The sequence below is a fragment of the Marinobacter salexigens genome, assembly GCF_002806945.1.
GTDB classification, from domain to species: Bacteria; Pseudomonadota; Gammaproteobacteria; order Pseudomonadales; family Oleiphilaceae; genus Marinobacter; species Marinobacter salexigens.
The window spans coordinates 612,564-628,122 of record NZ_NIHC01000001.1; the positions used below are offsets into that span (position 1 = coordinate 612,564).

The following is a 15,559-nucleotide window of genomic DNA, read 5'->3' on the forward strand; positions in this document are numbered from 1 at the left end:
TTTTTATTTTGAGCATAGGCACTCAGGCCACTACTACTTTGAACTCGTTGGCCAGGTCTTGCAGTTGTCGCGCCAACCGCGCCTGCTCTGCGGTAACATGGGAGATCTCCTGCGAGCCAGTGAGCGTCAGTATGGCCACCTCACTAACGGCTTCCATGTTCCCTGCCAGTTCGCGGGTTACGGCAACCTGCTGTTCCGATGCGGCAGCAATCTGGTTGGCCATGCCGGAGATGTCGTTGACGTCGCCAAGAATGGCAGCGAACGTTTGCTCCAGCTCAGAGGATTGCTCACTGGTTTCATGGGCAAGCTTGTGGCTGGCGGTGATAGAACGGCTGGCGTTCTCGGTAATTACTTTGAAGCCATCCACTATGTCTTCAATTTGCGTAGTGGAGTCGTGGGTCTGGCGCGCCAGCGCACGAACCTCGTCGGCTACAACCGCAAACCCCCGGCCGTGCTCGCCCGCCCGCGCGGCCTCGATGGCGGCGTTCAAGGCCAGCAAGTTGGTTTGGTCGGCCACTTTGCGAATGACATCCACAACTTCGGCAATGCTACTGCTGCGGGTTTCGAGTTCCTCGATCACATCGTTTACGTCCCTCACTGACTGAGCCAGGGAGTGGATGCGATTGACACTGCCTTGCAGAACCTCTTCACCCGTGCGGCTTCTTTCCATAACCATGTTGGCAGCTTCTGCCACTTGCTGGGTGTTCTGGGAAATCTGTTCAGACGTAGCCGACATTTCCTCGGTAGCGGCTGCAACCTGTTCTATTTGTTCCTGCTGGCTTTTAGCTTCTGTGGCATTCTGGTCAGCGGTTGAGCTGGTTTCTTCAGTCGCTGTGGCCAGTTGTACGCTGGCCCTGTCGATGTGCTGAAGTGCGTTGCCAAACCGGCTGAACAGTTCGTTGATAGCGCGCGCGATATTTCCAGCTTCGTCTTTGCCGGAAACAGGGATTTTTTGCGTAAGGTCCTTGTTGTCCATCGCAAATTGCACGCCATCTAGCAGGTTGTTGATCTGGCGATTTATTGCGCCGACCATAAAGAACATCAATGCAAGCACGCCAATAATGGCCAGGGCAGCAATGCCGGACGCTATCATTAGCTCGTTGCGGGCACTCGCAAGGCCATCAATGGCGGCGGCTGATGTACGGTCAAGCAATGTTTTACGCAAGCGGTTCAGGCTCTCCAGCCGTTTGGTAGCTATTTCAAACCATTCGGCTGAATCCAACGCATACATGCCCGATGGACTGCTGAAAAGGGTCTCCCGTTTTGCTTGCAGATCCTGGCTCTCGTTGGTGGCGGGCTGGCTATTCAGTGTGGCAAGCAAGGCAGAGCCTGGGGGCAGCATGGCGCCAGCTTCCCGGATAAATGCTTCCTGCTGGCCTTTGAACGCTGCAACTTGTTGGAGCCCGGGAAGATCAAAATCACCGCCGCTGATAAAGGCTGCTCCGGTAGCGCGCTCCTTGCCTGCTGCCTCAGCAGCTTCTGCAAGGGCATAGTAGGCATTCGTATCGCGGGTGAGTGTCGGGTCGGTTGAGCGGGCAATAACCAAAGGTATCCGGCTGAGCAGTCCGTTAATCAGTTGGGTGTACTGCTTCCCGGCTTCCAGAGCTTCCAGGGAGGCGCTGTCGACCTTGCGACGAAGTTGCCCGATGTCTGCCAACCTACGGGAAACGGCCTGAATACTGGTACTGATTTCCGGCCCGAAGCTCGTATCCTGCCGCAGGTTGTCCAGACGAGAGTAATAGTCTGTTATACGGTCATCGGTTTCCTGACGCTGGCTGGTAAGCGCTTGCACGGCCCGCCGGGCGGCGGCGTGATCGGAACCAGCTGAAAGGACAACCGCCGAACGGCCCCTTTCTTTTTGTAAAGACTCAATCAGAGGGTCGCCAATACTGGCGAGCTGGACCAATGCGCGCAGTTGTCGCATGTCGCTCAGTTGCCCGCTATTTACCACAATGCTTTCAATCGCAAAATAGACGATCACCAGCAAGGCCGGCATCACAAGTGTGATGAGTTTTCCTCGCATGGAGAGGTTGTTGATGATGTTTTTCATCGGGATCCCTCATGTTTGTGAATGGCGCCCATTTTGGTCAAGTGTAGCCGCTCCTGCTATTCACAGGACGAGGTAGTGAGGGGGTAGGTATGAGCTCGTAACTTCTTGTTTCAAAGTGCTATGTTGTTGATTTTATGGTTGAAAGCAAGGCTATACGTAATGGTGCGTGGAGTAACCCTGAATGGGTAGAAAGTGAAATATAGCGGATATCGGCCACTCCGCTGATAAAGGTCAATGCCCGGGAAGATCGCGCCGCGTATGGTCTCTATAACTTTTACGTGGAGACAGCCCATGGAACTTGTTTGCCCGGCCGGTAGCTTGCCGGCATTGAAGGCGGCGGTGGATAACGGAGCCGATGCCGTATATCTGGGGTTCAAAGACAGCACCAACGCGCGCCAGTTTGCAGGCCTCAACTTTAATGACAAACGCGCGGGTGAGGGCATAGAGTATGCGCACAGCAAAGGTGCCCGGGTGTTCTGTGCTATCAATACTTACCCGCAGCCAGACGGATGGGAAACCTGGAAGTCTGCTATTGATCGTGCAGCTGCTTTGGGTGTGGATGCCATTATCCTGGCCGATATGGGCTTGCTGGAATATGCCGCCAATAAACACCCACAAGTTCATCGCCACCTTTCGGTTCAGGGCTCGGCCACCAGCTATGAAGCACTGAGGTTTTATAAGGATAACTTTGATATCCGCCGCGCTGTTCTGCCCCGTGTTTTGTCCATAGATCAGGTGCGCGGTGTTGCCAAGCATAGCCCGGTAGAGCTTGAGGTATTTGCCTTTGGCAGCTTGTGCATCATGGCAGAAGGGCGGTGTTACCTCTCATCCTATCTTACTGATGAATCACCCAATACCCGTGGTGCCTGCTCGCCGGCTAAAGCCGTGCGCTGGCAGGAAACTGCGGAGGGTTTGGAATCCCGCCTCAATGATGTGCTCATTGACCGATACGGCAAAGGGGAATCTGCCGGCTACCCCACCCTTTGCAAAGGCCGTTTTGAAGTGGAGGGGAGTGTTTACCACGCTATTGAAGAACCGGTCAGTTTGAATACTCTGGATCTGCTACCCGAGTTGAAAGAAATAGGAATCAGTGCGGTGAAAATTGAAGGGCGCCAGCGCAGCCCATCGTATATTGCCGATGTCGCGCGTACCTGGCGACAAGCTTTGAACAGATTGGATTCTGGCGCAGACGGTTTTCTGGTGGATCCTGCCTGGAATAAAACCTTGTCGGGCTTGTCGGAAGGTGGGCTGACCACCATCGGCGCCTATCACCGCAAATGGAAATGAGGCTGAATAACCCATGATGAAGCTTTCTCTGGGCCCGATTCTCTGGTTTTGGTCCAAGCAATCCGTGTTCGATTTTTACGCCAATGCGGCTGAATGGCCGGTTGATACAGTGTACCTGGGGGAAACCGTGTGTTCCCGGCGCCGCGAGCTGAAGCTGGCGGATTGGCTAGAGATTGCCAGTGTGCTCAAAGAGTCCGGTAAGCAGGTGGTGCTTTCTACGCAAACCCTGATCGAATCTGAGGCGGACTTGCGGGCATTGCGTAAAATTTGTAGCCAACAGGATTATCTGGTCGAGGCGAATGACCAAAGTGCACTCCAGTTGGCCACTCAAAATAACCTGCCGTTCGTGACCGGCCCTTCAATGAACATATACAACAGCGCCACCCTGAAGCTACTAGCTAAGCAGGGGTTGAAGGGGTGGAGCTTGCCAGTAGAGTTGGGCCAGGAAACCTTGCAGCAACTGATTGCTGAGCTAAAAGCGGAAGGGTTGGATTTGCCTGCAGAAGTCTTTGCCTGGGGCTTTTTGCCTCTGGCTTGGTCATCCCGCTGCTTTACTGCGCGGCACTACAATCTGCCTAAAGATAATTGCGAATTCCGTTGCCTGCAGCACCCGGATGGTTTGGAACTGCGCTCCAGGGAATCCCAGGAACTGTTTCGCCTGAATGGCACATCCACGCTTTCTGGCTCGCGCTACGACCTGATGCGGGAAATGCCAGGCATGGAGCGAATGGGTGTGGCAACTGTGCGCCTAAGCCCGGAGCATCAGGGGATGGAAGAGGTTGTTCGCCGCTTTGATCAGATGCGCCGAGGGGAGATCCCATCAACTGATCCGTTACAGCTGGTGGAAGCACCCCCCTGTAACGGGTACTGGTATGGCAAGCCTGGAATGGATCTTGTAACGGGTCAGGCTCAGGCCTGACCAAATAGCCGTCTTTTCCAATCTTCTACTTGCTGCGTTTCAAGGCGTTGGTTTGCAAGTTGTTTCAGATTGGGAGAAAGTTCGCTGATGCCGGCCATCAATGCCAGTGCACTCAAATCCAGAGGGTGCTCGTAGAGTATCGACAGCACCCTGCTAAGAGGCCAGTCTGCATGGGGGCGCTCCTTGAGCAGTAGGGTGTCTCCTTTGCTGATCTTGCCGGGTTGCAATACCCGGTAATACCACCCGGTTCGGAGGCTGTTTTGTAGCCTTTGGGACATGTCCGGAATGCCAAAGCGCAGGTTCAGCCGCCAGCATGGCTGGCGAGGTTGAGATACCTGAAGAATCGCTTCCCCTAGCTGATAGGTATCGCCGGCACACACATCTGTTTCGGTGAATCCTTCTGTCACCAGGTTTTCACCAAAGGCGCCCGGTTCGCATTGCCCTGAAGCTGGGTCAGGAAGCTCTGAACGCAAGCGCACATAGTGGTCTGAGGCAAAATGATGAAGGGCTTTTTCCGGCCCGCCATGATGGCGTGTGTCGCCCTGCTGATCACCGCTCAGGCCATTCACGTTCAGGTAGGCCGATTCAATTTCTTGCTTATGAATGCCCGTGAGGGTTTCGGTGCCTGCAAGTCTTTCCAAGCTGCCAATTCTGAGCTGCTTAATCAGAACGCCATTTGCCATTTGAATCTCCAGTGCCCTCGTAACGGATGACATGCTACCAGATCGATATCATGGCACCGGTTCCCAGAATCAGCGAGCCGCCCACTTCCGCCACAATCAATGCAATCATAAAACCGTGAACGATCCAGGAAGGGAGTGTCATGCTTCCCAGCTTATGAGGCTTGCGTAACTGGTTGCTGGTATCCCGAAGAAACCCGTGAATGATATAGGTGCCAATCGCCAAGGCAAAAAAGCCGAGTGCGCATACGGCTGCCAGTGTATTCAGCCAATCCGGGAACACGCTGTGGCTTGCAAACCAGCCCAGTACAACAGCGGCAAAGCTATACATCAGAGAGCTGCGATGGGCAATATCCACATATCGGGGCGCGGCCGCTTTTGGGCTTTTTGCCATGCACCAGTATTTCCAGATGCCTGTTAACAAGCCGGTCATGAAGAAAATAAATGCGGCGGTTAGGCTGAGTTTTTCAGCCAGTGTCATTATCTGTGTACCATCCATTCTGTTCGCTCTTGGCCAAATTATGCAGGGAAGTGTCTTGTGGATTCGCTTGAATGCTAACCATCCCACAGGGTTGTCGAATTTTATATGGCTTGAGCGTCGGAAGTCGTCAGAAAGAAAGTAATGTTCGGAGATTAAGGTCCCATTCCAGGCTGTCCAGAAGGTTTTTCAAACCCAATCCCAGTTCGGTATCCCCCTCTATCACCAGGCGTCTCTGGAAAAAAAGTTGGTCAGGGTCTTGTTTGCGTTCAGCCAGAGTCTTAAAGGCAGAAAGGGAGCCGCGGATGGTTGCTTCGCCCGGGCCATTCAGAACCCGCAGGCGGCCTGCCCAAAACCCGAAGGTAACGCCAGGGTGGCCTCCGGTAACTTCAAGGCGAATGCGTCGCCCCTCAAAATCATCAAACTCGCCATCTGCAATGGCTTGGGCAAATATGCGGTTGAGTGGAGCTTCTGCAAATAACTGCTTTACGGGAATGGGGATTGATCGATCGATAGCCCCAAGTAAAGGGGAGGGCGAAGGAAGGTATTCAGAAAGCAGTGCCAGAGAATCGCTGATAAGGGGTTTGGCTGGCAGCGGAAAAGCAAAAGGCAGGGCCATAATCAACTCCGGGCAGTGGGTACAGTCTGCCCAGAGTAAACAAAACCCATTAGGTTTGATTTGATATAGCTCAGCCCTTGTGCAGACCTTCTTCCACAGCCCATACCGCCACCTCAACCCGGGAGCGCAGATTGAGCTTTTTGAGCAGGTGTTTTACGTGCACTTTTACGGTGCCATCACTGATATCCAGCTTGCGGCCAATCATTTTGTTCGACAGGCCTTCGGCAATCAGGCGCAGAATGTCTTTTTCACGCGGGGTCAGGCTATCGAAATCCGGACGCGATGCCTGTTGTGGCTTGTTGGAGCGCAGAGCCTCCGCAAGCAGAGTGGTCAGCCTGTCGCTGATGACCATTTTTCCCAAGGCGGCTTGGCGCAACTGGGCAATCATGTCTTCGGGCTCCATGTCCTTCAGAAGATAGCCGTCGGCTCCGGCGCGCAGAGCGGCAACGACATCGTCTTCCTGATCAGACACGGTAAACATTACGATGCGGGAGCTTACATTCAGTTCTCTGAGTTTTTTCAGAGCATCAATGCCACTGACCTCGGGCATGTTGAGATCCATCAGTATGAGGTCTGGCTCCAGCTCCGTCGCCAGGCGAATGCCGTCAGTAGCATTGCTTGCTTCGCCTGTTACATCCATGTCCCCCTCCATTTCGACGAGTTGCTTGATGCCTTGGCGCAACAGTGGGTGATCGTCGATCAGCAAAATGCTGGCGGGTGTGTCAGATGCTGCTTCAGGCATGGTGCTTAGCTTCCTCTCTCTTAATTTGCTAGCGACAGTTTAGGGCTGTCGCACAATAATGGTGCTCAGTTAGTCGACACTTCTGTGGGAATTAGGTGTCGGTTTTTCGGAACAAATGTAAGAACAACTTCCACACCGCCAACTTCGCGGTTTTGGACAATAATCTCGCCACCCAGCGTGCGCGCACGATCCTGCATGATGATGAGCCCGTAATGGTTGACCGGCTGCCCGCTCTGGGGCAAACCTTTGCCATTATCTCGTATTTTCGCCTTTACTTGGGGCGATTCGAATACCACATCAACAAAAACTTCTGTGGCGTCAGCGTGTTTAACGGCGTTGGCCAGCCCCTCGCGCACTATTTGTAGCGTATGTATTTCTTCATTTGGCGATAAGGCCTGGGGTGGTAGATTGTAATTCAAGACTACGGGTTTCCCCAGTCGAGTAGAAAACTCTTCAATGGTTTTGCGCAGTGCTGTTCCCAAGTCTGGAGTATCCAGCTTGAGGCGGAAGGTGGCCAGCAACTCCCGTAGCTGGCGGTATGCGCTGTTAAGTCCTGTGCTGAGCTCATCCAGAATGGCATCGTGAGCAGCTTTTTGATCGCCATCAATGTTCAGCCTGCGCATACGAGCCACCTGCATTTTTAGGTAGGACAGGGACTGAGCCAAAGAGTCATGCAGTTCACGGGCGATCACAGTGCGCTCTTCGGCCAGCGTAACCCGTTGCTCATCAGTAATCTGCTGCTCCAGAAAAATGGCAGTTGCCAACTGGTCACTAAGTGTCTCAAGCAGGCGGCGGGCAGTGTCCGAAAGGCCGGTTTCGGCTGGATACCACACCTCCAGAGTGCCAAGGAGTTTGCCAGGGGTGCGGATGGGAAGCAGCAGTCTGCGGCCATCGTTATCATCTATGGGCAGTTCGTCATAGACTTCGGGTGTTACCAGGCAGGCATTGCACTCGTGGTCGCGGCAGTAGAACGGGCGCTCTGTTGACGCTGTGGTAATTGCCTGCACTGGTTCTGTGGATTCTTTGTCGTGAAGGTAAAGACGAATCGGGCCTATCCCCAGGAGGCTTTCCAGCTCCTGCAGCATGGGGACTGCACCATTGCACAGATCATGATTGGCAAACAGATTGCGGCTTGCAGTATGCAGCAACTGAAGTGCGGTATGGCTTGTTTCCAGTTCCTCGGTTTTGCTGCGCGCACGCTCTTCCAGCTCATAGTAAGTGAGCGCCAATTCACTGCTCATTTGGTCGAATGCTATGCCCAGTTGAGCAAGCTCATCGCTTCCCTTCATATTCGCCTTCTGCGAAAAATCCTGCTCGCCTACCGCTCTGGCAATGGTAACAAGTTTGCGTAATGGTTTGAGGACGCGGTTTCTGAGGTCAAGAAACAGGGCAGTAATTATAAGAATAGAAAGTGCGAGACTGATGATCTGGATAAGGTGCAGCAGGCCAATCCGCGCTTCAGTGCGCCGCTCAAGCATGCTGACCAGTTGATTTACTGAATCAACATAAGCTTCTGTGGTCGCGAGTATTTCTGCGCTGACAGGCACTCCGGATGAGTGAGCTTCCAGTTTCGGGCGTAAAGACTCTTCCCAAATGGTGCTGATGGTTTGGTATTGCTTGGTGAGAGGGTGGTCTTTAGTGCCTGGAATTGCACGGGTGATGTGTCGGTCTTTTAAATCACGCTCGTATTGGGAGGCGAGGCTATGAATCCTGGCGTTGCTTTCTTCCGGGCTGGCTGCGTGAGATAGCAACCGGAAAGCACCCATGCGTAGCGCCCCTGCAAGGTTAATGGCTGTGGCATTACCTTCTATACTTTTCGAGATCCCAAGGGTGGTCGCCATGCTGACAAGAGATGTCAGTACAATAGCGCACACTACAACAGTAATCCGGTTTACAAGGGGGCTTCTGGGTTTCATTGAATCTCGTCTTTGTAGTCCCGGGCTCAAGTACCTCCTTGAGGATAGTCAATTACCCCAATGGTTGGTATCCCATCATAGTCTTTGACCTGCGTGAGGGCAAAAGCTAGAACTGAAAGGTAGCTTAGAGAGCACTCACAAAGGCGAAGGCGGATGAAGTCAGAGGCGGAGCAGGAGGATGAGCGGCTGGCGTCGCTTGCTGTTATTCTGCCGCTGGCGGTAACAGGATTTGTTATCGCCGCTGGTTGCTGGACGCTGTTTGCAGTAGCTGGAATCCATCTTCGAACCGAGCTCAACCTCAGCAATCTTCAATTTGGTTTGCTTCTGGCTATGCCTATGGCGGTTAGCGCTCTGCTAGCCCTGCCTGCGGGTTTGGCTGCTCGAAAATTTGGCGCCCGCCGAATTATGCTTATCTGCCTTGCGGGGCTTGCAGCCTGTATGGTGCTTTTGCTCATCACCCGAACGTTTACTGGTTACCTTGTGGCTGCGGGCGGCCTGGGGCTGGCCGGTGGGTTTTACAGCGCTGGTATGCAGTTTGTAACCAGTAATTCCCAGTCTCACCGGCTTGGACTTGTTTTGGGTGTGTTTGGTTCGGGGGTTACCGGCGCCGGGTTTACCTATTATCTGGTGCCGCTGTTCCATGAAGCCTTCTCCTGGCACGGTGTGCCCTTGGCATACCTCATAGTCCTGTTGTTGGTGCTGGCACTGCTGACCTTATTGACAGATCCGGAAGATACAGCCGCGGACCCGGAAGCTGAAGCCTCTATTGTTGTGCTGTTTACACACCTTCGGAGGCAGGGTGTATGGCAGCTTGGTGCCTATTTTTCAGTGGTGGCGGGGAGTTTTTTTGCGCTGGCGCTATGGTTGCCAGACTATCTTTCTTCTCAGTTTGAGCTGCGGCTGGATTCAGGCGCCAGGTTAGCGCAGTGGTTTATTGTTCCTGGGGCTCTTGCACAGATTTTGGGTGGCGTGTTGTCTGATCGCTACGGCAGCCCCAAAGTCGTCAGCCGTTCACTGTTTATAGGTTTGGTCGCTTTGGTGGTGCTGTCTTATCCACCCATGACGCTGTTTATTCGGGGTGTAAATGAAATCATAGCCATTGAGTTTGCATTGCCCGTCTCTGTTGAAAGTGTCTTTGTGGTGTTGCTAGGCATAGCACTTGGTTGCGCCATGGGTAGCTTGCAGAGAATGGTCATTTTTGAAAACCGTGAGAGCGCTGCGTTCGTTGCAGGGTTGTTACTGGTGGGCGCTTGTTCAGTGGCGTTTTTGTTGCCGGTTATTTTCGGTGCGATATACCACTGGCTGGGTGTTCGCAGTGCTGTATTCATGATTCTGTTTTTGCTGCTTTGTATTTGCCAATTCATGTTTGCCCGCTTTAATCGCCACTACGAAAGAAAAGCACTTCTCCATCCGGGGATATGATTCCTATACCTCCTCAGTGGTAGGTGCGGGCTTTGTGGTAGTAACCACGCAGATTTCAGGGTTTTTCTCCCACACAATGGTTCCAATTCGGGAAAACGATCCGGTAGACGGGTTGATGGAGAGAGAGACCATGAGTCATTTGATCGACAAGCTGAGCTACTTCAGTAAAAAGCGCGAAACCTTCGCGAACGGCCACGGCGAGACCCACGACGTAAACCGTGACTGGGAAGACAGCTACCGCCAACGCTGGCAGCACGACAAAGTTGTACGTTCTACCCACGGCGTTAACTGCACCGGCTCCTGTAGCTGGAAAATCTACGTCAAGAACGGCCTGGTAACCTGGGAAACCCAGCAAACCGACTATCCTCGCACCCGTCCGGACCTGCCTAACCACGAACCCCGTGGCTGCCCCCGTGGCGCCAGCTATTCGTGGTACATGTACAGTGCCAACCGGTTGAAGTACCCATTGATGCGCAAGCACCTGATGCAGCTTTGGCGTGCAGCACGCATTCAGTTCAACGATCCGGTTGAAGCTTGGGCTTCCATTGTGGAAGACCCGAAAAAAACAGCTGAGTACAAACCCCGCCGTGGTATGGGCGGTTTTGTGCGTTCTACCTGGGATGAAGTTAACGAGCTGATTGGTGCGGCAAACGTATACACCGCCAAAAAAGTTGGCCCGGACCGCATCATTGGCTTCTCGCCAATCCCGGCCATGTCGATGGTGTCTTACGCCTCTGGTAGCCGTTATCTGTCGATGATCGGCGGTGTGTGTCTTAGCTTCTATGACTGGTACTGCGATTTGCCACCGGCTTCTCCGCAAGTCTGGGGTGAGCAGACCGACGTTCCTGAATCTGCAGACTGGTACAACTCGGGCTACATCATTGCCTGGGGTTCCAACGTGCCTCAAACCCGTACTCCAGATGCCCACTTCTTTACAGAAGTGCGCTACAAAGGCACCAAGACTGTTGCCGTCACTCCCGACTTCGCCGAAGTGTCCAAGCTTTCAGACGAATGGCTGAACCCCAAGCAGGGCACTGATGCGGCTATGGGCATGGCTATGGGCCATGTCATTCTGAAAGAGTTCCACCTCGACAACCCCAGTGAGTATTTCACCGATTACGTGCGTCGCTACACCGACATGCCGTACCTGGTTAAGCTCGACAAAACGGAAGATGGCCGCTACGTACCTGGCCGATTCCTGCGCGCCAGTGATCTGGTGGGTGGTCTGGGTGAAGAGAACAACCCTGAGTGGAAAACCATTGCCATTGATGAAGCCAGCAACCAGCTAACCGCGCCTAACGGCTCTATCGGTTACCGTTGGGGTGAAAAGGGCAAGTGGAACCTGAAGCAGACAGCCAAAGCTGAAGATGTCAGCCTGCAGTTGTCTCTGGTTGAGAAGCATGACGAAGTGGTTGATGTAGCCTTCCCGTACTTTGGCGGCATCAAGCACGATCACTTCAAGTCTGTTGAAATCAGCGACACCCTCACTCACAAGTTGGGAAGCCGCAAAATAGAGTTGGCCGATGGTGGCGAAGCTCTCGTGGTAACCGTGTACGACCTGATGATGGCCAACTACGGCATTAGTCGTGGCTTGGGCGATGACGACAGCGCAACTTCCTACGATGAAATCAAGCCGTACACTCCAGCCTGGCAGGAGAAGATCACTGGCGTACCCGCTGAAAAAGTGACTCGTATTGCCCGTGAATTTGGTGAGAACGCCCATAAAACCAAGGGTCGTTCCATGATCATTGTTGGTGCCGGTATGAACCACTGGTATCACATGGACATGAACTACCGCGCTCTGATTAACATGCTGGTCATGTGTGGCTGTATTGGCCAGAGCGGTGGTGGCTGGGCTCACTATGTAGGCCAGGAAAAACTACGCCCGCAAACTGGCTGGCAGCCGTTGGCCTTTGGTCTGGATTGGCAGCGTCCACCGCGTCAGATGAACGGTACCTCCTTCTTCTACGCCCATTCCGGGCAGTGGCGCTACGAGAAGCTGGATGTGAGCGAGATTCTTTCGCCTCTGGCCGACAAGTCCAAGTTTGGTGGAAGCCTGATCGACTACAACGTACGTGCCGAGCGCATGGGGTGGTTGCCATCTGCGCCACAGCTTAATCGCAACCCACTGACCATCGCAGCAGAGGCTGAGAAGGCCGGTATGGATGTGCCTGCCTACGTGACCCAGTCCATGAAGGACGGTTCACTGGCCTTTGCGTCGGAAGATCCTGAAGCACCGGAAAACCACCCGCGCAACATGTTCATCTGGCGCTCCAACTTGCTGGGCTCTTCCGGTAAGGGACACGAGTACATGCTCAAATACCTGCTGGGAACCACCAGTGGACTGCAGGGCAAAGACCTGGGCCATAACGGCGGCGTTAAGCCAGAGGAAGTGAAGTGGCGTGACGAAGCACCTGAGGGCAAGTTGGACTTGCTGGTTACTCTCGACTTCCGTATGTCCACCACGTGCCTGTATTCAGACATCGTTCTGCCGACCGCTACCTGGTACGAGAAGAACGACCTGAATACATCAGACATGCACCCGTTCATTCACCCGCTGACTGCAGCCACCGATCCTGCGTGGGAATCCCGCAGTGACTGGGAAATCTACAAGGGTATTGCCAAGTCCTTCTCCAAGGCGGCCGAAGGCCATCTGGGTGTTGAGAAAGACGTGGTTACCCTACCGCTGATGCACGACGCACCGGCCGAATTGGGCCAGCCGTTTGATGTGAAAGACTGGAAAAAAGGTGAATGTGATCTGATTCCAGGAAAAACCGCACCAAACTTCATTACTGTGGAGCGGGATTACCCCAATACCTACGCGCGCTTTACCTCTCTTGGGCCTTTGATGGACAAGTTGGGCAACGGCGGCAAGGGTATTAATTGGAACACTGAAGACGAAGTGAAGTTCCTGGGTGATCTGAACTACAAGCACATTGAGGGTGCGAACGCAGGCCGGCCGAAAATTGAAAGTGCCATCGATGCAGCAGAAGTGATTCTGTCTCTGGCACCGGAAACCAACGGTCACGTGGCGGTTAAAGCCTGGAAGGCGCTTTCAGAGTTTACCGGTCTGGATCACAGCCACCTGGCGGTGGGTAAAGAGCACGAAGCCATCCGCTTCCGCGACATTGTGGCTCAGCCCCGCAAGATCATCTCCAGCCCTACATGGTCTGGACTGGAAGATGAGCATGTGTCCTACAACGCTGGTTACACCAACGTGCATGAGTTGATTCCCTGGCGCACGCTGACAGGCCGTCAGCAGTTCTACCTGGATCACGAATGGATGCGCGCGTTTGGTGAAAGCCTGTTGGTGTATCGCCCGCCCATCAACACCAAAGCGGCGGCACCTCTGCTGAATGCCAAGCCTAACGGCAACCCTGAGAAGGCGCTGAACTTCCTGACGCCGCACCAGAAGTGGGGCATTCACAGTACCTACAGCGACAACCTGATGATGCTGACCCTGTCTCGCGGTGGCCCCATTGTGTGGCTGAGTGAAGACGACGCCCGTGATGTGGGTGTAGAGGACAACGATTGGGTTGAGGTGTTCAACGCGAACGGTGCAATTGCTGCCCGTGCCGTAGTCAGCCAGCGGGTTATGCCGGGCATGATGATGATGTACCACGCTCAGGAGCGGATTGTGAACATTCCGGGCTCTGAGGTTACCGGTACCCGCGGTGGTATCCACAACTCAGTTACCCGGGCTTGCCCGAAGCCGACGCACATGATTGGTGGCTACGCGCAGTTCTCCTACGGATTTAACTACTACGGAACCGTGGGTTCCAACCGCGACGAGTTTGTGGTGGTGCGCAAAATGAAGAAAGTTGACTGGCTTGACGGCGAAGGCAACGACACTGTTCAGGAGGCTGTAAAATGAAGATCCGTTCCCAAGTAGGCATGGTGCTGAACCTGGACAAGTGCATCGGTTGCCATACCTGTTCAGTGACCTGTAAAAACGTATGGACCAGCCGTGAAGGCATGGAGTACGCCTGGTTCAACAACGTTGAGACCAAGCCCGGTATTGGTTACCCGAAAGAGTGGGAAAACCAGGAAAAGTGGAAAGGCGGCTGGATGCGTGATGCCAGCGGCAAGATCCGCCCGCGCATTGGCGGTAAGTTCCGGGTACTGGCGAATATTTTCGCTAACCCGGATCTGCCGGAAATCGACGATTACTACGAGCCGTTTGATTTCGATTATCAGCACCTGCACACCGCAGGCGACAGCAAGCATCAGCCGGTTGCACGGCCACGCTCGCTGATCTCTGGCAAGCGTATGGAAAAGATCGAATGGGGCCCGAACTGGGAAGAAATCCTGGGTACCGAGTTTGCCAAGCGTCGCAAGGATAAAAACTTCGACAATGTGCAGGCCGATATCTACGGCCAGTTCGAAAACACATTCATGATGTACCTGCCCCGCCTGTGCGAGCACTGCCTTAACCCGACTTGCGTAGCGGCCTGCCCAAGTGGCGCCATCTACAAGCGGGAAGAAGACGGCATCGTACTGATCGACCAGGACAAGTGCCGCGGCTGGCGGATGTGTGTATCCGGCTGCCCGTACAAGAAAATCTACTTCAACTGGAAAACCGGCAAGTCTGAAAAGTGCATCTTCTGCTACCCGCGTATTGAAGCTGGTATGCCGACCGTGTGCTCCGAGACCTGCGTAGGCCGTATCCGCTACCTGGGCGTGCTGCTTTACGATGCCGACCGCATTGAAGAAGTTGCCAGCACTCCTGGCGAGCACGAACTGTATGAGAAACAGCTTGAAATCTTTCTGGATCCGAACGATCCAAAGGTTATAGAGCAGGCGCAAAAAGACGGCATCCCGATGAACGTCATCAAGGCAGCTCAGCGCAGCCCGGTGTACAAGATGGCAGTGGACTGGAAACTGGCTCTGCCACTGCACCCGGAATACCGCACTCTGCCGATGGTTTGGTATGTACCACCACTAAGCCCGATCCAGTCTGCAGCTGAGGCTGGCAAGGTTGAGTTCGACGGCATACTGCCGAAGATCGAAAGCCTGCGAATCCCGGTGAAGTATCTGGCCAACCTGCTTACCGCGGGTGACGAGAAGCCGATAGTGCGTGCGCTCAAGCGCATCATGGCTATGCGTCTTTACAAGCGTGCAGAAACAGTAGACGGCGTTGAAGATTTGCGGGCATTGGAAGAAGTTGGTCTGACCAAAGCGCAGGCTGATGAAATGTACCGCTATCTGGCCATTGCTGACTATGAGGATCGCTTCGTGATTCCTACCAGCCATCGCGAGCTGGCGAAAGAAGCCTTCCCGGATGCACACGGCGAGCGCGGTGGTTGTGGCTTCAGCTTCGGCGACGGTTGCAGCGGTGGAGACAGCGAATTCAGCATGTTTGGTGGTCGTAAAAACACCACATCCATGGTGCAGAAGCTGACCACTGTGAAGCAAGTTGACCCGAAACAGCTGCAGGAATAAGGAG

11 protein-coding genes are annotated in these 15,559 nt (G+C 53.9%); 5 read left to right on the top strand and 6 right to left on the bottom strand.

The window, feature by feature from the left end:
* Positions 1-22: 22 nt before the first annotated feature.
* Positions 23-2,050: a methyl-accepting chemotaxis protein gene (locus tag CDH47_RS02840; RefSeq protein WP_239985551.1), complete on the bottom strand. Its 2,028-nt coding sequence runs from the start codon at positions 2,048-2,050 to the stop codon at positions 23-25.
* A 291-nt stretch (positions 2,051-2,341) separates the two neighbouring features.
* Between CDH47_RS02840 and ubiU the strand changes: the two genes are divergently transcribed.
* Both ubiU and CDH47_RS02850 read left to right on the top strand, forming a co-directional pair.
* On the top strand, positions 2,342-3,337 hold the full coding sequence (ubiU, locus tag CDH47_RS02845; protein ID WP_100638301.1) for a ubiquinone anaerobic biosynthesis protein UbiU: 996 nt from the start codon (positions 2,342-2,344) through the stop codon (positions 3,335-3,337).
* 13 nt (positions 3,338-3,350) lie between these two features.
* Positions 3,351-4,256 carry a U32 family peptidase gene (locus tag CDH47_RS02850; RefSeq protein ID WP_100638302.1) on the top strand — a complete coding sequence of 302 codons (906 nt, stop codon included), beginning with the start codon at positions 3,351-3,353 and terminating at the stop codon, positions 4,254-4,256.
* On the opposite strand, the gene CDH47_RS02855 is transcribed toward CDH47_RS02850, so the two are convergent.
* The 5 genes from CDH47_RS02855 to CDH47_RS02875 all read right to left on the bottom strand — a co-directional run bounded on the left by CDH47_RS02855 (position 4,247) and on the right by CDH47_RS02875 (position 8,691).
* Positions 4,247-4,939 (bottom strand): MOSC domain-containing protein, encoded by a 693-nt coding sequence (locus tag CDH47_RS02855; protein ID WP_100638303.1) that lies wholly within the window; start codon positions 4,937-4,939, stop codon positions 4,247-4,249. The two genes, CDH47_RS02850 and CDH47_RS02855, sit on opposite strands and share 10 nt — an antisense overlap.
* A gap of 34 nt (positions 4,940-4,973) precedes the next feature.
* Positions 4,974-5,435 carry a hypothetical protein gene (locus tag CDH47_RS02860; protein ID WP_239985552.1) on the bottom strand — a complete coding sequence of 154 codons (462 nt, stop codon included), beginning with the start codon at positions 5,433-5,435 and terminating at the stop codon, positions 4,974-4,976.
* Between the two features lie 109 nt (positions 5,436-5,544).
* A complete protein-coding gene (gene ubiT / locus CDH47_RS02865; RefSeq protein WP_100638304.1) occupies positions 5,545-6,033 on the bottom strand; it encodes a ubiquinone anaerobic biosynthesis accessory factor UbiT in 489 nt (162 codons plus the stop codon).
* Between the two features lie 70 nt (positions 6,034-6,103).
* Complete coding sequence (gene narL / locus CDH47_RS02870; RefSeq protein WP_100638305.1) at positions 6,104-6,775, bottom strand: two-component system response regulator NarL; 672 nt, start codon at positions 6,773-6,775, stop codon at positions 6,104-6,106.
* 65 nt (positions 6,776-6,840) lie between these two features.
* The gene (locus CDH47_RS02875) at positions 6,841-8,691 is read right to left on the bottom strand and encodes a histidine kinase (RefSeq protein ID WP_100638306.1); all 1,851 of its coding nucleotides are present in this window, start codon (positions 8,689-8,691) and stop codon (positions 6,841-6,843) included.
* Between the two features lie 153 nt (positions 8,692-8,844).
* Between CDH47_RS02875 and CDH47_RS02880 the strand changes: the two genes are divergently transcribed.
* The 3 genes from CDH47_RS02880 to narH all read left to right on the top strand — a co-directional run bounded on the left by CDH47_RS02880 (position 8,845) and on the right by narH (position 15,555).
* Entirely contained in the window at positions 8,845-10,113 is a 1,269-nt protein-coding gene (locus CDH47_RS02880; protein WP_100638307.1) for an MFS transporter, read from the top strand.
* Positions 10,114-10,243: 130 nt separating this feature from the next.
* Positions 10,244-13,987 (top strand): nitrate reductase subunit alpha, encoded by a 3,744-nt coding sequence (locus CDH47_RS02885; protein ID WP_100638308.1) that lies wholly within the window; start codon positions 10,244-10,246, stop codon positions 13,985-13,987.
* The gene (gene narH, locus CDH47_RS02890) at positions 13,984-15,555 is read left to right on the top strand and encodes a nitrate reductase subunit beta (protein ID WP_100638309.1); all 1,572 of its coding nucleotides are present in this window, start codon (positions 13,984-13,986) and stop codon (positions 15,553-15,555) included. The genes CDH47_RS02885 and narH overlap by 4 nt, the downstream gene beginning before the upstream one ends.
* The last annotated feature ends 4 nt before the right edge of the window (positions 15,556-15,559 follow it).